Below are 21,407 nucleotides of genomic sequence, written 5' to 3'. Positions count from 1 at the left end.
ACAAACTGTATTTGTGTAGGTTTATTTGAAAATCCGCCGAAAATCGAACGGATAATAACTACACTAAATTCGGTCAACGTTTATGAAAAGTCTTCTGCGTTTTTTTCCTTCAGCTTTGGTCGCAATGGTTTTAACCTTGTTTATGACCAGTTGCGCAGCTATCGGTGATATTTTTAAAGCGGGTGCCTATACAGGTATAATCGGCGTTGTTGTAGTTCTGGCCGTTGTCATCTGGCTCGTATCGAAACTGTTTGGCGGCAATAGAAATCCCTAATAAATTAGTCTATAGAAATCAAAAAGCCGGACCCATTGGGTTCGGCTTTTTGATTTCTATAGACTAATTTTTAAGCGACCAATTCCAGCAGACGATCCCGCTGTAACACAGCCCGTTGCCGTTCAACCAGATCATCGGATGCTTTCATAAGGGGCAATCGTACCTCCGACGAAATCAGGCCCATAATATCGAGAATACTCTTCACGCCCACCGGATTCCCTTCTTCGTACAGGAGTGGATCGATGCGCAGGAAATGGCTAAGCTCTTTCCGGGCAAAAGCAAAATCGCCCTGCAAAGCGGCTTCGATCAACCCCGTGAATTTAGCGGGAAACGCATTGGCAATAACCGACATCACCCCTACGCCACCAATGCTGATGATTGGCACGGCCTGAACATCATCGCCAGAGATAAGCAGAAAATCATCGGGTTTATCACGGGCAATTTCCATGCACTGCTCAATCACACATGACGCTTCTTTCACCCCAATAATATTTGGATGCTGAGCCAGCTCGCAAATCGTTTCGGCGCTCATATTGATTCCCGTCCGAAACGGAATATTGTATAGAATAACCGGTACCGGGCTGGCGTCGGCCACACGAGTAAAATGCTCGATCACACCCCGTTTACCAGGTTTATTGTAATAAGGGCAAACCGACAGTATAGCATCGACACCCTCAAAATCAATATCCTTCATACCCGACACCACATCAGCGGTAACGTTGCCGCCAACGCCAAAGACTACGGGAAGATTTTTGGCGTTGTTTTCCTTCAGGTATTGCAGCAACTGTGCCTTCTCCTGCTTCGTCACCGTTGGCGATTCGCCGGTTGTGCCCTGCAGGACGATGTAACGAACGCCACCATCAGCGATGTGTTGGACAATGCGGCCGAAGCCGTCAAAATCAATTGAATAATCAGCATTAAAGGGCGTCACAATAGCGACGCCAACGCCGTGAAATTTACCGTATTGGCTACGAGTGTCCATTAGTTAACTGGATACAGGAATTTATTAGGGCAAAGTTACGGGAATTTAGGCTGGAGTTATGCGTTACGCGGTCACAGTAAGCGAGAAATCTCTGGGGACGAAATAAGCCGGTGTTTTTAGCTCAAACACCTCATCATGAATTGACGCCACATATAAACCAGCGGTTATGGCTTTTTCCCGAACTTCCTGCGACCCTTGAACACAGGCCAATATACCGAATAGCTTCTTGTTGTTGTATTCCGGATGAAACCGCCGAAAGCGGTCCAGGTTTTTTAGTAGTTGATCTATATCACGCTCCTTGAGATGGCTTTTCACCTCCACAAGAACTACCGCGTTGACCATTCCATTCGCTATACCCAACACATCGACTTCCAGCGTATCCGGCCCGTATTCTGTTTTGTAGTTGGTCGTAATGGTGGTCATGCCAAACTGTTTTCGCAAAACTTTCTCCATTGAGGGAAAGGCCATGCCTTCGGTAAAGCTGCCAAATTTATTGCCCAGGTCTCCTATAAGCTTGGCATTCGATTTAGTTAAGCGATCTGTTTCCTTCTGGCTCTGAGAAAGCTCTTTCTGGCTTAAAGCTATATCCTGAAGTATCTGACGAATCGTATCAAAATTGGGAGATTCCATATATCGGTGGGGTTATTGTAGTGGCAAAGATAACGAATTCATTTTCAATAGAGTTTACATCACCAGCATGGCCATAAACTCATCTTCGCCAATCATGGGGACGTTGAGTTTTTTTGCTTTTTCAACCTTCGATGGCCCTGCATTTTCGCCGACGATCAGGTAATTCAGCTTTTTGGAAATCCCACTCAGAAGCCGACCGCCATTTGCCTCAATGCGTGATTCAAGTTCTTCGCGGCTGAAATTTTCAAATGTGCCGGTGTACAAAAACGTTTTGCCCGTGAGTGAATCCCCCTCCTGCTCCACCATTTTTTTCTCCCCAACAAATTGCAATCCGGCCGCCCGGAGCCCTTCGACATACTCCCGGTTTTCGGCATCGGCAAACCACGCTACAATGCTCTCGGCAATTCGAGGGCCGGTATCCGGTACCGCAAGCAGGGCTTCCGAACTGGCATTCATAATGGCATCCATTGACCCGAAATAATCGGCTAGTTTTTCGGCGGTGGTATTACCCACATACCGTATGCCGAGGGCGAATAATACATTTGGCAGCGATTGCGCTTTCGACCGCTCGATGGCAGTTAAAATATTCTCAACCGTTTTTTCACGAAAACTGACAATGCGCTTTTTGCCAGTCTCCTCATCGAGAAATATTTTTTCGATACCCAACAAATCAGTAACCGTGAGTTTATACAAATCGGCGGGCGTTTGCACCAATCCCCGATCAATGAGCAGTTCGATTTTACCTTCACCCAGGCTCTCGATGTTCATGGCCCGACGCTGGATAAAATGCTCGAACCGCGCCTGCCGCTGGGGTGGACACCCCCGCTCGTTCGGGCAGTAAAAATTGGCCTCGCCTTCCTTCCGAATCAGGGGCGTTCCGCAGGCCGGACAAGTGGTCGGGTAAACAATTGGCTGGCTCTGTCCGGTGCGACGAGTCAAGTCGACACCCGTAATTTTCGGAATAATTTCGCCCCCCTTCTCTACAAAAACCGTGTCGTGCAGCATTATCCCCAGTCGTTCGATTTCGTTCGAATTATGAAGCGATGCCCGCTTTACAACAGTACCTGCCAGCAACACGGGAGTTAATAAGGCAACGGGAGTAACAGCTCCCGTCCTGCCAACCTGATATCGAATGCCGTTCAACACACTACTTGCAGCCATTGCCTTGTATTTGAAAGCGATTGCCCAGCGCGGACTTTTGGCTGTGTAGCCCAGATCGCGTTGCTGATCGTAGCGGTTCACTTTAATAACAATGCCATCGGTATTAAGCGGGAGGTCGAATCGTTTGGTTTCCCACTCATTTATGTAAAGCATCACGTCCCGAATATCAGCGCATTTTTTCCAGGTTTGAGACACATTGAAGCCCCACCCTTTCAACGCAATCAGGCTTTCTTCGTGCGTGTCGAATACATCGACATCCGACAAAAATGAATACAAAAAGCAATCCAGACGTCGTTTGGCCACCGCGGCCGAATCCTGCTGTTTAAATGTGCCGGAAGCGGCATTTCTGGGATTTGCTAATAAAGCCTCACCAATATCTTCGCGTTCTTTATTGATCCGCTCGAACTCTGCCAGGGGTAAAAATCCCTCGCCCCGCACTTCGAACAAAGCCGGAACACTATCGGCATGTACCCGCAGTGGCACCGTGCGAATAGTTCGGATGTTATTGGTTATATCGTCGCCCCGAACGCCATCACCCCGAGTGGCTCCCTGCACCAATACGCCGTTTTCGTACGTCAGGCTCAGGGCTACACCGTCGAATTTCAGCTCACATATATAGTCGTAGGATTGGCCATTCAAGCCTTTCTGCACACGTTTATCGAACTCAATGAGGTCTTCTTCAGAATAGGTATTGCCCAATGAAAGCATCGGAAAACGGTGGAACACCGTTTTGAATTCTTTACTAATGGTGCCGCCTACCCGGGCGGTGGGGGAAGCAGACAAACGCAGGTCTGGGTATTGTGTTTCCAGATTCGTCAACTCAGCCAGCAGTTTATCGAATGAAAAGTCATCTACTTCCGAAACACTATTCTGGTAGTATTGATGGTTATAATAGTTCAGAAGAGTAGTCAGTTCGGCAATGCGTTCCTGGGGATTCATAAGTCAATCGTCAATCGTTAGGTAATGGTCTTCTATGGCAGATCGGCAAATTGTTTAGCTATTGCTAAAAACTTCGGTATGCACTTAACAGGCAACATAGGTATTGTTTCTTCGTTCATCCAAAAAAAGGTACTTTTACGGGATAAAAAAAGTTGTGTGTTACCAGTAATCTGTAAAGAACTGATTGCTTTGTGATTACTACGCTCCCAACATTTTCCAACTTCGTATATTACTGACATTATTGTATATGATACAGCCTCTCATTGCTCCTTCGCTGCTTGCGGCCGACTTTGCCAATATTCAACGCGACTTGGAAATGGTTAACCGGAGCGAGGCTGATTATCTTCATTTTGATGTAATGGATGGGGTCTTTGTCCCAAACATCTCGTTTGGCTTTCCACTGCTCAAAGCAGTTAAACAGTACTGTCAGAAACCGATTGACGTACATTTAATGATCACTGATCCAGATCGCTACCTCGACGAATTTGCGAAAGGGGGTGCCGATACTATTCATGTTCATTACGAAACCTGTCCGCACCTGCACCGTACCCTGACCCGAATTCGGGAATTAGGCTGTAAGGCTGGTGTAGCGCTCAATCCGCACACGCCTGTTTCGGGTTTGGTGGATGTGCTGGAACAGATTGATGTCATTTTAATCATGTCCGTAAATCCAGGCTTTGGTGGTCAATCGTTTATACCACATACGCTGTCAAAAATTGCCGATCTGAAGCAGTTGCTGGTAGCAAATCAATGTTCTGCCCTTATTGAAGTTGATGGTGGTGTTAGCCTAAGCAATGCACATGCGTTGCTAAATGTGGGAGCCGATATGCTGGTAGCTGGCAATTCAGTTTTCGGGGCAGTTGACCCGCTGGATGCAATTTATCAGTTAAAAAACAGTCGCCAGCAACTGGTGGCCTGATCGTTTCCGTAACCTTACCCTCCTTGACCTGGAATCAATTTCATGAAGAAATCATACCTGACCGTCTTGCTAAGTGCGTTGTTTCTAACAACAGCCTGCCGCAATTCTCAAACTAATCAGACTGAAGCTTCGAATGAAGATACAACAACCCACGGGGCACCGCCTGCTCCCGACTGGGCCAAAAACGCTACTATTTACGAGGTCAATACCCGTCAGTTCTCTGCCGAAGGAAACTTCAAAGCTGTAGAAAAACAACTGCCCCGGCTCAAAGAGTTAGGCGTCGATATTCTCTGGTTGATGCCTATTTATCCAATTAGCCAACAACACAAGAAGGGTACATTGGGCAGTCCCTATGCTATATCCGATTTCAAAGCCGTGAATCCCGAATATGGTACTCTTTCCGACTTTAAATCGCTCGTGAACCGGGCCCATGCGCTTGGGTTGCGGGTTATTTTAGACTGGATACCCAATCATACTGGCTGGGATCATGTTTGGATTACGCAACATCCCGATTGGTATACGAAGGTGAATGGCAAAATGACAACGCCTATTGACCCCAAAAGTGGAAAACCTACAGACTGGACTGATGTTGCCGATTTGAATTACGACAACCCAGCTATGCGTAAGGGCATGATCGATGCGATGGCATACTGGCTAACAGAATGTGGAATTGACGGGTATCGCTGCGATGTGGCCGGTTTTGTTCCGAATAGCTTCTGGGCAGAAGTCCGTCCGGAATTAGATAAAATCAAGACCGTTTTTATGCTGTCGGAATGGGAAGACGAGCCCGATCATTTTAAGAGTTGCTTCAATATGAACTACGGCTGGAGTATGCATACGCTCATGAAGGCAGTTGCCGTAGGTGCCCGGACCGCCGACAAAATTGATTCTCTTCGTTCCGCCAATCAGAAACGTTTTCCTGCCTGGTATTATCAGATGTTGTTCACACAAAATCATGACGAAAATTCGCATAACGGTACCCTGTCCGAATCATTCGGCCCGGCGGCTGATGCGTTCATTGTGTTAAGCAGCACCCTGGAAGGCATGCCGCTGGTATATAATGGCATGGAAGCCAGCCTGAACAAACGATTAGCTTTTTTCGAGAAAGATACAATCGCCTGGGGCAACTACGCAAAAAGCGACTTTTTTAAAACGTTACTAACTCTAAAGCACCGAAACCGTGCTCTATGGAACGGTTTAGCGGGTGGCAAGGCGGTAAAAATTCCGACTAATCACGATGACAAAGTATACGCCTTTTACCGACAACGCGATAATGACCGCGTTACGGTTGTCTTGAATCTTAGTGATAAACCACAGAATGTTCAACTCGGTGGTGATAGCTATGCAGGCATGTATACCGATGTTTTTAGCCATCAGCCAGTTGAGATGAAGCCCGAAATGCTTGTTTCGTTAAAGCCCTGGGAATATCGTGTTATGACGAATTAAAATCAGCTAGTTATACGGTCAAATTCGGCGTTCCGCATTACAGGGGGTTATCCATTTGTCAACTATTCCTTTTTTCAATAGGGTTTGCTGCCTATATTAGGGCTTATTGAGCGTTTATTCTTATGCATTCGCGACGTAACCTTTTCTTTATTAGTCTTTTACTTATTTCGTTTGCCGGGTCAGCACAATCAAATGAGCTTCGTCCGGCCGAAACGCGTACGGTAAAGCCCAATTCGTCTGAACTTAAGCCACAGGAAAATAAGTCCGCGTCGAAACCGCAAACCCTAAGCACAATTCAATGGGCCAGTCGGGTTATTGGTGTATCATCGGAAAAGAAAAGCGAACCGTACGGCGAGCAATATAAAGCCTCTCAAGCACTGGGCCGCCCCAGCAAATTGCCGGAAACAGGTGAAAGCCCCTGCGCCTGGGCACCGTTTTATGCCGATGGTACCGCCGATGAATGGATTCAGGTTGGCTTTGCAAAAGCCATTACTGCCCGGCAGATTGTTATTGCCGAAAATGTGAATCCGGGAGCGGTAGTTAAAGTGATCCTTATCGACGAAAAAGGGGTTGAACATCCTGTTTATCAAGCCACAAGCATTCAGGCGAGACCCGAACCGTTATTACGAATTTTTCCGAAAGATTCGGCGCTGATGTGTCAGCAGATCAAAGTAGTCATTAACGGAGCCGCCCTTAAAGGCATCAATCAAATCGACGCCATAGGCATTTCGGAAGACGTAAGACCCTTTACGGCCAGCGTCGTCGTCTCGAAAGAAACTCCTAAAGAAATAAAGAAAGAAAACCTTGGCAAAACGGTCAATTCGGCGGGGCAGGAAGTGGCTCCGGTTATCGCACCCGATGGCCGGACGCTCTATTTTACCCGAAATTTTAATAAAGCCAATACAGGCTCTTCCGACCGGCAGGATGTCTGGTTCTCGACACTTGAATCGGGGGTTGGCGGCAATCCATCGGGCTGGAATGAGGCCGTAAACATTGGATCTCCTATCAACAATGCGGGCGACAATGCCATAAGCGGCATGTCGGCCGATGGTCGAACAGCTTACCTCATCAATGTGTACAGACCCGATGGCGGCATGTCGTTTGGCATTTCCAAGTCCATCCGCACAAAAGCAGGCTGGTCGCAGCCAGTTGAATGTAAGATTGTGAACAACTACAACCTGCACGAAAAAAATCAACTGGAGTTTTGCGTCTCTCCCGATGGTCGGGCTATTATTCTGGCTGTTCAGCGAAAAGACACCCGGGGTGATCGTGACCTGTATGTATCCGTACAAAAGTCGGACAATAGTTGGTTAGAGCCTGTGTCGTTAGGCGGGGTTATCAACTCGGCCGACTTTGAGAGTTCACCTTTTCTGGCCGCTGATGGTCGCACCTTGTACTTTACGTCTGGTGGTCATCCAGGTTTTGGTAATGGCGATATTTTTGTATCGCGTCGGCTCGATGATTCATGGGGAAACTGGAGTGAACCCGAAAATCTCGGCCCAAGCATAAACACGGGTGAGTGGGACGGGTATTTTACCATTCCTGCTTCCGGCGACTATGCGTATCTAAGCTCACGAGCTGGATCACTTGGCGAAGATGATATTTTTCGATTAAAACTATACCCTGCCATTAAGCCTGACCCTGTAGCTATTATCACGGGTGTGGTGCTTGATGCGCAAAGCAAAAAACCGGTTGCCTCGGAGGTGGTATCAAGCATTTTTGGTGAACAGAAGAGCATCGATAAAGTTGAGTACAGCCCCGAAACCGGTGAATTTAAACTTATCTTACCGACACAAAAAGCCTACAGCCTTACGGCAAGTCGAGACGGTTACTTTCCAACGACCGAAGTCATTGATTTAAGCAAAGACAAACGGTTTCGCGACATTAAAAAGAGTTTGTTCCTGGTAAAAATTGAGCCGGGACAGAAAATAACCATGCGCGAAGTACTATTCCAGCAAAGCCAGTTCGCGCTGTTGCCGGGTGCCGATACAGAACTGGATCGGGTGGTCGATATGCTGCAAAAATACCCGACAATGGAGTTGCTCATTGAAGGCCACACCGATAATCAGGGCGATTGGGAACCCAATATGAAGCTGGCCGGCGACCGTGTTCGGGTGGTGAAAGAGTACCTGCTGGAAAAAGGAATTGCCCAAGAACGTATTCAAACAAAGTCCTGGGGACCCAGCAAACCAATCGCCAGCAACGAAACCGAAGAGAAGCGTAAACTGAACCGCCGGGTAGAATTCACCATCCTGAAATTGTAAAACAGACAGGTAGTGGCTTACCTTTGCGCCCAAATGCCGCATTCACTCACCACAAACCGCATGATGAACGATAACCGTTCTGGTTTATTTGCCCAGTTAAGTTCTCCACGCTTACTGTTATTTCTAATTCTGGTTCTTGCCCTTGGCCTTCGACTCTACAAATCAAGTATTCATGGGCTTTACCTGGATGAGAAATTTACTCTGATCAATACGGCGGGGGTAGCATTGGAAGGATTCAATCAGCACGATGTGTTCTTTACTCCCGGCAAGACGTACTTTACCCCCAAAGAATTCTGGAAAGAGAAACACCTTTACGATTACATACGGTCTATTATGCAGACCGATATTGGCAACAGTCCATCGCACTATGCCTTGCTTTGGGTTTGGGTTGAACTGTTTGGCAACAGCGACCTTTCCATCCGAATGCCATCTATTCTGTTCAGTACGCTTATTGTAGGTCTGGTTTTCATGATGGTGAAGCGGTATTTGCGATCAGAGCCACTCGCCTTGCTCTGCGCTTTTCTGGCGGCTATCGAACCGTTTTTTATTGCTTACAGTCACATGGCACGCAATTACTGCATGACCATTTTTTTGACAATGCTGGGCTCATACCTTTTTCTGCGTATCCTTGACCGACGTGAAGAGGGGAAACAACCCATCGGCTTGTATGTTGCTTATGGTCTGTCATTTGCCCTTGCCACACTGGGCCACTACTTGTCGGTCACCATTTTCATGTGTCATGGTCTCTACCTGATTTTGTACAACAGGAACCTGAAAACATACATTGGGTTGGGATTAAGTACTATTGGGGGAGCGGTTTCACTGGTTATTCCCTGGTTTGTCTTTGGCGGAGGCAAGTATACGTTCCAAACATTAGCTTACCAGGCCAAACTCTACGGGGGCCTTGCCTACACGAATCCGTATAATAATGGTTTCAACATCATTTTACCGGCTACTATTTCCAACGTCACCAAGAAGTCGATACCCCTTTGGGCTGATTTGATGCTGTTTACCAATGGTCTATCGTCCGAAACGCTGGCCTTCCGGAACATGATCATTGCGTTAGCGTTTGGTTGTATTGCCGTATTCATTGTTCACCAGTTTGGTCGGGGAAGGTCGGTGCCCGTTTGGGTTAGCGTTGTTATACCCGTGCTGCTGGTTGCTGGCTTTGCGTTGTACACTATTTTATCGGCCCGCCTGATTGTCACGGCTGCCTTACCCCTATTCTACTATTTGCTTTATCAGTCGTTCAAAAGCTATAAAAACCGGTCAGATCGGCGATTCCTGTTTCTGCTGGCGTTGATGACTGTTTTTCCAACCCTGTTTATCATTGGTATTGCGTTTCGTAATGACCACACCTACGGCCTTATGCAGCGGTACTCCGGCTTTTCCTTTCCGTACGCAGTGATTCTTGGCGGCCTGACTATTCGGCAGGTATTTCGACAACCTACCTACCTTCGGGTAACGCTGGTGGCGGTATTGTTGCTTCAGAGTGTTTATCTTGTCGATTTACTATACCGCATTTACGAAGATCAGGCACCTAAATACACGTATTATGGTCGCTATCGTATTGCAAATCCATACAATACGGCAGCGGATCGTATCAAACAGCTATATGCCCCCGGCGATACAGTTCTGTACCCATCAGCACGGACAGCCCCGCGCGATGAGATTGAAAACACCTATACCCGCCATTCAATTATTGATGCACAATACACGAATCTGTATCTACCCAAAGACGCGACTTACTATCAGCGAATGGATACGACTCAGACCGACCGAATCATCTTGGTAAAAGGGAAATCGGGTCAGCGGATTACGATCTTTAACTTCGAAGGCACCAAATACCGGTACTAATTGTGACCACACAACAGCTAACATCGAACAACACTCAACGCGCCGGTCTGCTCTTAAGAGCCAGCCGGTGGCAACGTGGCCTTGCCTGGGTGCTGCTCGTGATACCGGTACTTCTCTTCGGTCTGATTTGGTACGCTTACGCAGTGAACATTCCAAAATGGGACGACCACGCCTTACGCGCCTTTTTATACAATTATGATAAGGAACCAACGTGGGCAGGTAAAATCTACCAGCTTTTCAGACAGCATAACGAACACCGGATTGTTTATGACCGTATCGTTACAGCACTTGATTACCGCTTGTTTGGGAAACTGAATTACGTTCACCTGATGCTGGTGGGTAACCTGAGTCTTGTTGGCTTGTTAGCTGTTTTTATGGCCACACTGCGCCGATCGAGAGCAGGCGTGTCTGGCCAGTGGGTATTTTACTCATTACCAGTAGCCTGGCTGCTGTTTAATCTGTCGCAGTGGGAAAATATGTTCTGGGGAATGGCTGCCCTTCAAAACTTTTCGGTCGTTCTCTGGGTAGTAGCTGCCTTTTACTTTTTGAGCTATACAACTCACTGGAAACTGGCCTTTTTAGCAGGTGTTCTGGCCACTATTACCAGCGGCAACGGCCTGATGGTGTGGCCCATCGGTTTCCTGATTTTACTGTTGCGACTACCCGTTTACGCAAGTCAAGGCAACCGCACACCGCTCGCCCCCCTGCTTGGCTGGTTAATTGGTGCGGCTGTCGTTGTAGGCTTATATTTTGTTGGTTTTGCAAAACCGGGCGATGCGAAGTATGTTAAACCGGGTATAATTGACTTAGGAAAAGGCTGGCTGGCGGTACTGGGTGCGGCTGCTGAAGCCGTACCTGTCAGCGCTCCGCTCCGCTCCAGTATTCTTCTCGGAGGTCTACTTGTACTGGCAACTGTAGGCATCATCATCTGGAGCCTTGTCGTTCATCGATTCGCGCTTGGCAAACGAGTGCAGAATTTACTTTCCCGCACAACGAAAGGCCATACGTCAGCGCACGAGATTCCATCAGTTACCGTGTTTTTCTGGAGTTGTGCCGCGTTTATCCTGGGAACTGCAGCCGTTGTTGCCTGGGCCCGAACAGGAGCCGGTATCGACTTGCTGATCACCAGCAGGTACAAAATGTATTCGTTAACAGCTTTGGCGCTGTTGTACGTCTACGGTGTTGTTAATTTAAACGAACGGGTTGTTTGCTGGTGGATGATAACCGGCATTGTGGGCAGTGTTTTATTCGCGATGCTTTCTTATTTTTCTTTTCTGGACGAAACAATCTGGTGGCGGCACTGGCTGACAACCAACCAGTTTAACTGGACACACACGACAAATACACCAGCTTTTTCTTCGGATTCGGTTTCACAAAATTATTCGTTACCCAGTCCGGCATTTTACGATAAGGCATTACCCGTCCTGTATGGGTCGGCTGGGCAACCGGTCGTAAATGTTCAGACAACTAAAACAAATTCCGGCTATTCTGTTCATAATACGACCATACCCGCTTTGGGCCTGGGTGATGCAGGCGCTTATTTATTGGCGCGCTCGGGCAAACGAACGTATTTGTTTCCTGTCTGGCAAAAACAACAGTCTATTTTTACAGCCCGTTTTGCACCCGGAAACTTATTTGTACACGGGTTTGAAGCCAGTATATTATCGGCCGAGATGGAAGCCGGTACGTATCAACTATTTATTCTGACGGTTTCCGATAAGGGTAAGTACGACCTGCATCCTACGAATCAAACCATCGTATCGTCGGGGCCGTTGGCTACGGAAACCGTTAAAAATTGGTAAAATCAGTTTTAAGTAAATCAAATCACCCATTGGTTCATAATCAAAGTCACCCGTCCGATTCGCATAGCCCTTCCTCTATGCCAACGACTACATCTGTCCGATCTACCCTGAATCACTTTCGGCAGTTAGACGGCATCCGGTTTTTGGCCGTAGGTATGGTCTTATTCGATCACTGGATGGTTGGCCGGATAGATGGGCTGCCGTTGGGCGCGTTAGGCGTCACAATTTTCTTTGTGCTAAGCGGCTTTCTGATTACCCGGATTTTGCTGTCAAGTAAAGACAAATTAAGCAGCCAGCCCAATGGGGGGTTGGGGAAATACCTGAAAACGTTTTACATCCGACGAACCCTTCGGATTTTCCCGATCTACTACCTTACGCTGTTTATTCTTTATCTGATCAACGAGCCGCCCGTTCGCCGAACGATAGGCTGGCTGGCCCTTTATGGCACGAATATTTATATAGCCATCACCAAATCCTGGATGGGAACGGTAGATCATTTATGGTCACTGGCCGTTGAAGAGCAAGTTTATTTAATTTTCCCGTTGCTTCTCTTTTATGTCCCACGGCGGCTTGTACCCGTCACAGCGATCCTCATGATAATTGGCAGTATTGGCTTACGGTATGTAATGTATCGTAGCCGAATGCCCTGGTTTATCGAGTACGTATCGACACCCACGTGCCTTGATTCCTTCGGTTTAGGCGCTATTATGGCTTACGGTTGGCTTTACCGACGGGAATGGCTCGTTCGTATCTTCTCCCCGGCAACGGGCGTCTGGTTAAGTATTGCCTGCTTTGCGGTCATTGTATACCTGAACAACTGGATCGCCGTTGATTCGCCAAGGGGCTACCATAACGTAGTGTCTGAAGTATGGGAGCGATTTGCCGCATCTCTACTCGGGTTCTTCCTGATTGGTCATGCTATTATTGGGTTCAAAGGGCCAATGAAATGGGTACTCGAACACCCTGTGAGTCAATATATGGGGCGTATCAGCTATGGGCTGTATCTGTTTCACAACTTTATTTTTAACGTTTTTCACACGCAGCCAACGCATTTTACCGTACGCGCCTGGCGACGTCTGTCTGACATCATGCCATTCCTTCACAGTTCCTATTTCTTCCAGTTCTCATTTTATCTGGCATTGACCGTTGTATTGGCAACAATTTCCTGGTTTGTAATTGAAAAGCCGATCAATGACCTGAAAGATCGGTTTTCCTATTGATCAATTGTAATCACAACCTCAACTTACAGGCAATTTCCAGTTCCCGCTCCCTAAGGTACTGCCGGGTTTAGCCATTTACCCGGCAACAATTTCCTATATTTGCAAGTCTTTATTAAATGCTTAATCAGGCACGCGGTTGACTCTATGGTTTACTGGCAAAGACGACTTATTCTAGTCACCTGTTTACTGGCCACCCGTAGTCATTGTACATAAATCTGTATTCACTAGTTATTAAAATATGAGTCTCCTGCTGTCAATTGTAATGCCGGCTTACAACGAAGAAGAAGTTATCGAAACTGTTGTCAAGCAGTGGACTGATTTGTTGACCCGCCAATTTCCTGCCGATAATACACGTCTTATTGTCGTTAATGACGGTTCTCGCGACAAAACAGGAGCCATATTAGATCAAATCAAGAATCGCTATCCTAAACTTATGGTTGTGCATCAGCCCAATGGCGGGCATGGTAACGCTGTTGTCAATGGGTATCGGCAAGCGGTTGCGCTGGATTCTGCATACGTGTTTCAGACCGATAGCGACGACCAGTTTGTTGCTGACGATTTTGCCAAATTATGGGCAAAACGCGATGATTCGCCTTTTATTTTAGGCTATCGTGAGGAACGGTACGATGCACCGGCCCGGCTGCTGATCACGAAAATTCTTCGTTTGAGTATCGCGTTCATTTATGGGACGTATATTATGGATAGCAATATCCCTTTCCGGCTGATTCGAGGTACGTTTCTCCGGAAGCTACTGGCCCAGCTCCCCGATCCAACTCCCTTTGCTCCTAATATTTTTCTTGCGGTTATGGCAAAGAAAGCAGGATTTAACACATTTGATATCCCTATTACCCATAAAGAACGCTTGACGGGTACCGTGTCGATTTTAAAATGGAAGCTTCTTAAAGTGTGTATCCAAAGTTTTAAAGAATTAGCTCAATTCCGGTTTGAACTGAGTGGCAAAGTGAAAGCTCTAAAAAAACCAGAGCCCGTAACCGCTTAAAAGAGGTTTATAGTCTGTTTACGGTTTACGGTCAATAAAAGACCATTTCATGAAGTATAAATATGTCATCATTGGTTCCGGCCCAACGGGCCTTGGAGCAGCATACCGCCTGAAAGAATTAGGGATTACCGACTTCATCGTCTTAGAGAAAGAAAATCGAATTGGGGGCTTGTCGAAAAGTTTTGTCGACGACAAAGGATTTACCTGGGATGTTGGCGGCCATGTGCAGTTTTCGCACTATAAGTACTTCGATGAGCTGATGCTGAAAGCCCTCGGCGAAGATGGCTGGCTCAGCCACCAGCGGGAGTCGTGGGTATGGATTGAAAATCGCTTCGTGCCCTATCCATTTCAAAATAACATCAAATACCTGACGCCCGAAACGATGTGGAAATGCCTTGACGGTATTATCCAAAACTACAAATTTCCGATCAACCAAAAACCTGCGAATTTCCGGGAATGGATTCTGGCAACCTTCGGGCAGGGGCTGGCCGATACATTTATGTTCCCGTATAACTTCAAAGTGTGGGCTTACCCGCCAGAAGATATGAACGCCGTATTGGTTGGCGAACGGGTAGCCATTACCGATCTTCAACGGGTTACGAAAAATATCATCTTCGACCAGGACGATTTTTCATGGGGGCCAAACAGCACCTTTAAGTTCCCCAAACAGGGGGGTACGGGTGGTATTTGGGAAGCCGTTGGTGACCTTGTTGGTCGGGAATACGTAAAACTGAATGCTTCGGTCGAAAAAGTTAATGGACCGGAAAAGAAGGTAATTCTGGCCAGTGGCGAAGAAATCGAGTACGAATACCTGATGAGTACGGTTCCACTCGATCTGTTCACCCAACGGGTAGAAGGTCTTGACGCTGAAACCGTGCAAATGGCTCAGGGACTTAAGCATTCGTCTACAAACGTGGTTGGGATTGGCTTGAAAGGTAAACCCAAGCAAAGCCTCGAAACCATGTGCTGGATGTATTTCCCGGAATACAACAGCCCCTATTATCGGGTAACGGTTTTCTCGAACTATAGTCCTAACAACGTGCCGGACAGTACGCAAAACTGGTCGCTAATGACCGAAACGAGTGAATCGTCAGCCAAACCGGTTAATCGCGAAACGCTGATCGATGATACCATTCGGGCGCTTATTGAAGATAAGCTCATTGAGTCAGCCGACGACGTTGTTTCGACATTTCATATGGCGTTTGACTATGGCTACCCAACGCCATCGGTTGAGCGCGACACTATTCTAAAAGCAGTTCTGCCTAAGTTAGAGCCCTTTGGTATTTATTCACGGGGTCGGTTTGGGGCCTGGAAATACGAGGTTAGCAACCAGGACCACTCCCTTATGCAGGGCGTTGAATGGGCAAATCGGGTAGCTGCAAATGTTCCTGAACTAACGTTGCCGTTCCCCGATACCGCCAACGCGATGTGGGGGAAATAAACGAGTAAGTTGTAAGTTGATAAGTGGCTGACGCGTCAATAGTAACCCGTGTCAGCCACTTATTAACTTATAACTAATACTGAAGTCAGCTATGAAACGAAGTCTCTGGATTGGTGTTGGTGCGGTGTTGCTGCTACTAGGTGGCTGGCTGGGTTACCGACAGGTATTTCCTGCGGGCCGCACCGTTGGCTCGCTGGTTCCGCCGGGTGCTTTGCTCGTACTAGCCAGCGACCGACTACAGGATACGGTTTCTGCACGAGTATTACGTAATCAGATTTCGCTCCGGCAATTACCGGTCTTCGATGAAGCCCGACAGAAACTAGACCGCTTCTTATACGCCACTGCCGATTCAGCAACAGTTCTAAATTTCGTTTCTGGTCGAACTATCCGTTACTCACTTCATTCAATTTCCAGGACAACGCTTGATTTCATATTTTACATTCCCATTACGGCCAGTGACAAGCCTTTCCTGAACCGGTTAACCAATCCCGACCCGCGCCAGTACCGTGTGCTTAATCATACGTTTGCCGGCGAGAAAATACTTGATTTAGTGCAAAGGGGTAATGAGCCTGTTGGCTCGTTTATTCTAACCGACGACTTTTTAGTAGGCAGTGTATCGGGTATTTTGATTGAGAACGTTGCCAAACGGATGCACCAGTCACTGAAATTTGCATCGGCAGATGCAGACTTTCAGGTAGACGCCGACCACCTGGCAGGTTTGTCCGTTCGGCCCGAAGTGCTCCAGTCGTTGTTTAGCAACGTGGGCTCGCTGGTCAGGCTGTTTTTACCCGAAGAGTTAACGCTTCAATTCCGGCCATCTGCTTCCCGTTCTCATCTGGTTGGCTACGCTGTCGATCAGATTGGGAACCGGCAGGATGTAGCGGCTTTGTTTGCCAACCAAACACCCCGGCGCATTCAATACGCGTATCTCATCCCACAAACAACCGCTACCCTTTATCACATCGGCATTAGCGATGCATCCCAGTTTGGCAAATCGCTTAGTAATCTGCTGGGATCTGCGTCCAGCGATTTTCTGCGGGGCCGCTTTAAGCAAATCGAACCAGAAACCAAGCCTTTATATCAGTCTTTAGGGCCGGATATTCTTCTGTGCCGACTGGAATCGCCAACAGGTTTTCTACGGCAGGTTTTGATTCTGACCGCTCAGGATGGTAAAAAGCTCGCGAATGCCTATCAGCAGATAGCCTTTCGTTCGGGAGCTAAAACGCAGGCTACCCCTAAAAGCTATCTGGGTCACAAGATCCTGTTGCTTAACGTTCCCGAACTACCCGCATCACTCTTTAGCAGTTTATTTTCCGGGTTTTCACAAAGCTGGATAACGCAGCATGGCTCGTCCCTAATTGTGGCCAACAGCGAAGATGCCATGCAGGATTACCTGCAGCAAGTGCAGCGGGGGGCCGTATGGACGGCCGATGCGCGACAGGCCGAGTTACTGAAAACCACATTACGCCCGGCTAATTTCACCGCTTTTGCCCGCGTGAATCGGGGTCATGCAAATATGCTCACCAGTTGGCCATTGGGCTGGCAAAACCTGCTCGATCAGGTCGACCCAACAACTGGCAGCCCGGCGCTGGCGAACCTGGAAAATATAGCTTATCAGGCCAGCTATGGGAATGAAAATATTCAGTCGACTGTCATTTTGGGCCGAACCACCCGCCGGGCCAGTCAGGCAGTTCTGAACAAAGTTTTATTACAAAAGAAAACCTTGTTCAACGCGCCCCTTATCTCGGCACCCATTGTTACGGGCAATCTTAGCGATAGCTCAGCACAGTTCTACGCGCAAAATAATGCGGGCCAGTTTGTACTGGTGACCCCCGACGGCGATAAGTTAGTGCAGAACAATACCGATGGGCCTATTCGCAGCAATGCACTGGGCGTCGATTTCCTAAACAATGGCCGGTTGCAGTACTTGTTCATGACCGACAGAACCCTTTATATAGCCGATCCGGTACGTATTAGTAAAAAAGTAGCCCTTCAGGCTATTCCACTGCCAAAAGGTATCGACCCATCTTTTTTAGCCAGACCCCGAGGAAGTCAGCAGCGCAATATGGTTGCCCTGGTTGCGCATGAAGATGGCCATATTTATGCCTTAGACCGCCAGCACCGGACTTTTGTTCGCCTTATGACGGCTCCGAATAAAGGCGCATTACAACTCCCTTTCCAGGTCATATCGACCCCTATGGGTATGGATGTGCTTGCCATACAGGCAGACGGAACACTGAATCACTGGCGCGAAAACGGTACGCAGTATCCGCATTTCCCTGCCAAAATTGAGCGTACCAACGAGGAAGAACCTGAAATACATTTTGATGGGCCTGCGCTATTACCCTCAGGCCAAACACAAATCCGTACCATTACTGATGAGGGCCAATTACTCACTATCAATACAACCGGGCTAATCGCAAAGCGGATACAATTGTATCGACCCGTTCGTAGCGGCTCGTTCAGGTTGTTCCCCGATGAAGACCAAACCAACTGGCTGCTTCTCCGTACGACAGATACAGAACTATCCGTGCTCGATCAGCAGGGGCAACGGCGATTTGATGTTCGAGCCCTACAATCAGGTCGCAACAACGTTCGGTATCATCGGCTTGGTGCCGGAATCGAGTTGATTAGTGTTAAGTCGGGTGGTTTCACGATGCTCTATGACCTGAATGGACGCATCCTGAACGACCGCCCCATTCCAAGCGATTTTCTGGTAGCCTTGCAGTTCGACGAACGTACAAATGAATTGTATGTTCTTAGTGGCGCACAGCAGGCTGTCCAGTTATTTAGTATTCGATTAAGGTAACCCTGAAAAGAGGATATTGCTCAGGCAACCTATACGTCCACATTCATGCGCGTACTACGCTATATAATTTTACTACTTGCTCTTGTGCTTTGGGGCGGTGGTCTATCGAGCACCCTACTTCACGGCCTTTATGAAGCGGGCATTGTTGTGGACGACTACCGGTTTGGCGACTTATACCGGCTCTCGGCTCTGCCTCAGTTTAAGCAGGCGCAACCCGTTTGTGCTGGATCAAATCGGTCAAGCGATACAGCCTCTACTCACCTTTACCTCATTGGCGATAGCTTTTCGGAGCCTCAACGGTTAAACAAATCTGATTTTCGGGTGAGCCACTTTCAGCGCGTGGCCTGGGATTACCAGCAGCGGGTGCAGCTTGACCCATCGAAGAAAAATGTGTTGCTGATCGAATCGGTGGAGCGACATATTCGTGAGCACTTTTCCCGGCCTGTCAGTGAATTTGTTGTTGAAAAAGATACCAGCCTAACCCCCACCCCACAGCTTCCGCTTCGTCAGCGCGTTAGCAATGAATTTCACAGAAGTGATATGGAAGAGCGGCTCGAATCAGCCCTGTTTAGCCACGATTGGGCTTTTTGGTTCAAGGAGTTGAAAGCAAGTCTTACGTTGAACTGGTTTGACCGTGAGAATTCGAGCGTTAGTCTGTCTAAAGATCACAAGTATCTGTTTTTGCGAAGCGATACGGATACCAGCAAAACCCTCAATTCATCGTTTGCCAATATTCCTGATCAGCGCATTACCCTTTTGGTTGATAGTCTAAACTCCGTCGCAGAACGGTATCGTCGTCTTGGTTTCGATGCCGTGTACCTTTCCGTTATCCCCAATAAGGCCAGCATTCTCGAAACGAATCGGGGTGCCTATAATCACCTGGTTGAGCGTATACAACAGCATCCCAACTTACGGGTGCCAACTATCAATACCTACGAAGCGTTCAAGAAAAGTCCTCAATCGCCTTACTTGAAAAGCGATACCCACTGGTCTTGCGAAGGGCGGGAAAGCTGGCTGAATTTGGTGTGGCAAACCGTTCATATTTGACGAGGAACCTGTTTAAACTTTTGAAAATAGCTGCCAAAGGTTGGGTTTTTGTCCTTCTGACGAAGGAAAATCTTAATATATCTTTACTTCCAAAAATGGATACGTTAAGATTCTTCCTTCGTCAGAAGGACAAAAACCACCTGCTGGTAAAGTTTAAACAGGTTCGAGAATAACGGAACCATAAAAATTAAATGAACTATTTTTTTGTCATCCCGACGCAGGAGGGATCTTCGGCCGAGACTGTGCTCCCACTTTACCGAAGATCCCTCCTGCGTCGGGATGACAAAACGTTCAACAACACTTAGCTCATTATCAGACGCTTAGAATTATATCATCCATAATTCACATTATTTGACCATAGAGACCGGCGCTTCTTTTAGTTGTGGGGCCGTTTATTTTCCAGGATAACCATTACCGTTTAAAGTACTTTTTAAACAAGAAATCAGCTTTTAGAACAGAACTCAAGTCGAGGATTCTGTTTTAAAAGCTGATTTTCACTATAGGTATATCAATGAAGGTCAAGCGACATTACATCGGTATCTGTTCAAACACCACGGCTGGCTGAGCGGCATCTTTGAAGGCTTTACGGGGACGAATGTTTAACGTCTGGAACAATTCTTGATCGGCGTCTTCGTTCGGGTTTGGTGTAGTCAGGAGTTTGTCTCCGGCAAAGATCGAGTTGGCACCAGCGAGGAAACACAGGGCTTGCTCTTCGGTATTCATACGAACACGTCCGGCAGACAAGCGCACCATCGCTTTCGGCATAATAATACGTGCTGTGGCAATCATCCGAATCATCTCCCAGACCGATACACGGGGCTGATCTTCCAGGGGAGTTCCTTCTACGGGTACCAGTGCGTTAACGGGTACCGACTCGGGGTGTTGTGGTAAGGTGGCCAGGGTAAGCAACATGCTAATCCGGTCCTGATCGGACTCGCCCATACCGATAATTCCTCCTGAACAAACCGAAATTCCGGCTTTGCGGGCGTGTCCCAGCGTGTCCAGACGGTCATCGTAGGTACGGGTACTGATAATGTCCCCGTAGAATTCTTCGCTTGTATCAAGATTGTGGTTGTAGGCATACAACCCGGCATCCTTGAGTTTCTGCGCCTGGCTCTCGGTAAGCATGCCAAGGGTACAGCATACCTCCAGCCCCATTTCATTGACACCCTGCACCATGTCGAGCACTTTGTCGAAGTCGCTGTTGTCGCGCACTTCACGCCAGGCGGCACCCATACAGAAGCGTGTGCTACCCGTGTCTTTAGCTCGTTGAGCGGCTGTCAACACCTCATCCACTTCCATCAGTTTATGTACCTTCACTGCGGTGTGGTAACGGGCAGCCTGCGGACAATAGGCACAGTCTTCGGGGCAACCACCCGTCTTGACCGACAACAGTGTACAAACCTGCACTTCCTGTGGATCGTGATGCTGGCGGTGAACAGTAGCGGCCCGGTACATCAGGTCCAGAACGGGTGAATTATAGATTTCGGCGATTTCGGCACGAGTCCAATCGGTACGCATGATATACGATTTTTCAGTTATAAGCTCCGAAATCAATGCGGAGCTGTGGAAAGCTTATCTCGAGAGCAAAGAATAATCAAAAATCGTAAATCAAA

15 protein-coding genes are annotated in these 21,407 nt (G+C 47.7%); 11 read left to right on the top strand and 4 right to left on the bottom strand.

Features of this window, described 5'->3' with window-relative positions; genetic code table 11:
* Positions 1-142 precede the first annotated feature (142 nt).
* Positions 143-274 (top strand): hypothetical protein, encoded by a 132-nt coding sequence (locus CWM47_RS07685; protein ID WP_394341983.1) that lies wholly within the window; start codon positions 143-145, stop codon positions 272-274.
* A 70-nt stretch (positions 275-344) separates the two neighbouring features.
* On the opposite strand, the gene dapA is transcribed toward CWM47_RS07685, so the two are convergent.
* From dapA to ligA, 3 genes are all read right to left on the bottom strand, one after another.
* Positions 345-1,256 carry a 4-hydroxy-tetrahydrodipicolinate synthase gene (gene dapA, locus CWM47_RS07680; RefSeq protein WP_100987432.1) on the bottom strand — a complete coding sequence of 304 codons (912 nt, stop codon included), beginning with the start codon at positions 1,254-1,256 and terminating at the stop codon, positions 345-347.
* Positions 1,257-1,319: 63 nt separating this feature from the next.
* Positions 1,320-1,886, bottom strand: a complete 567-nt coding sequence (locus CWM47_RS07675) for a DUF3782 domain-containing protein (protein WP_100987431.1) — start codon at positions 1,884-1,886, stop codon at positions 1,320-1,322.
* A 54-nt stretch (positions 1,887-1,940) separates the two neighbouring features.
* On the bottom strand, positions 1,941-3,986 hold the full coding sequence (gene ligA, locus CWM47_RS07670) for an NAD-dependent DNA ligase LigA (protein WP_100987430.1): 2,046 nt from the start codon (positions 3,984-3,986) through the stop codon (positions 1,941-1,943).
* Between the two features lie 247 nt (positions 3,987-4,233).
* Between ligA and rpe the strand changes: the two genes are divergently transcribed.
* The 10 genes from rpe (at position 4,234) to CWM47_RS07620 (ending at position 19,791) form a co-directional block, all read left to right on the top strand.
* Entirely contained in the window at positions 4,234-4,905 is a 672-nt protein-coding gene (gene rpe, locus CWM47_RS07665) for a ribulose-phosphate 3-epimerase (RefSeq protein WP_100987429.1), read from the top strand.
* A gap of 42 nt (positions 4,906-4,947) precedes the next feature.
* Entirely contained in the window at positions 4,948-6,351 is a 1,404-nt protein-coding gene (locus CWM47_RS07660; RefSeq protein WP_100987428.1) for an alpha-amylase family glycosyl hydrolase, read from the top strand.
* A gap of 122 nt (positions 6,352-6,473) precedes the next feature.
* Positions 6,474-8,615, top strand: coding sequence for an OmpA family protein (locus CWM47_RS07655; RefSeq protein ID WP_100987427.1), 2,142 nt, complete (start codon positions 6,474-6,476; stop codon positions 8,613-8,615).
* Positions 8,616-8,648: 33 nt separating this feature from the next.
* A complete protein-coding gene (locus CWM47_RS07650) occupies positions 8,649-10,472 on the top strand; it encodes a glycosyltransferase family 39 protein (RefSeq protein ID WP_100987426.1) in 1,824 nt (607 codons plus the stop codon).
* 2 nt (positions 10,473-10,474) lie between these two features.
* On the top strand, positions 10,475-12,274 hold the full coding sequence (locus CWM47_RS07645; RefSeq protein ID WP_240625757.1) for a hypothetical protein: 1,800 nt from the start codon (positions 10,475-10,477) through the stop codon (positions 12,272-12,274).
* A gap of 77 nt (positions 12,275-12,351) precedes the next feature.
* On the top strand, positions 12,352-13,494 hold the full coding sequence (locus tag CWM47_RS07640) for an acyltransferase family protein (protein ID WP_100987425.1): 1,143 nt from the start codon (positions 12,352-12,354) through the stop codon (positions 13,492-13,494).
* Between the two features lie 238 nt (positions 13,495-13,732).
* On the top strand, positions 13,733-14,494 hold the full coding sequence (locus CWM47_RS07635) for a glycosyltransferase family 2 protein (protein ID WP_100987424.1): 762 nt from the start codon (positions 13,733-13,735) through the stop codon (positions 14,492-14,494).
* 49 nt (positions 14,495-14,543) lie between these two features.
* Positions 14,544-15,935, top strand: a complete 1,392-nt coding sequence (locus CWM47_RS07630; RefSeq protein WP_100987423.1) for a protoporphyrinogen/coproporphyrinogen oxidase — start codon at positions 14,544-14,546, stop codon at positions 15,933-15,935.
* A 91-nt stretch (positions 15,936-16,026) separates the two neighbouring features.
* Positions 16,027-18,744, top strand: coding sequence for a hypothetical protein (locus CWM47_RS07625; protein ID WP_100987422.1), 2,718 nt, complete (start codon positions 16,027-16,029; stop codon positions 18,742-18,744).
* Between the two features lie 45 nt (positions 18,745-18,789).
* Positions 18,790-19,791 (top strand): hypothetical protein, encoded by a 1,002-nt coding sequence (locus tag CWM47_RS07620; RefSeq protein ID WP_100987421.1) that lies wholly within the window; start codon positions 18,790-18,792, stop codon positions 19,789-19,791.
* A 528-nt stretch (positions 19,792-20,319) separates the two neighbouring features.
* Here the strand turns inward: CWM47_RS07620 and bioB are convergent.
* Positions 20,320-21,312, bottom strand: a complete 993-nt coding sequence (gene bioB, locus CWM47_RS07615; protein WP_100987420.1) for a biotin synthase BioB — start codon at positions 21,310-21,312, stop codon at positions 20,320-20,322.
* Positions 21,313-21,407 lie beyond the last annotated feature (95 nt).

It is taken from the genome of Spirosoma pollinicola (genome assembly GCF_002831565.1).
GTDB lineage: Bacteria > Bacteroidota > Bacteroidia > Cytophagales > Spirosomataceae > Spirosoma > Spirosoma pollinicola.
The sequence above is the reverse complement of the archived record's forward strand: the minus strand, read 5'-3'. Positions and strand labels throughout refer to the sequence as shown.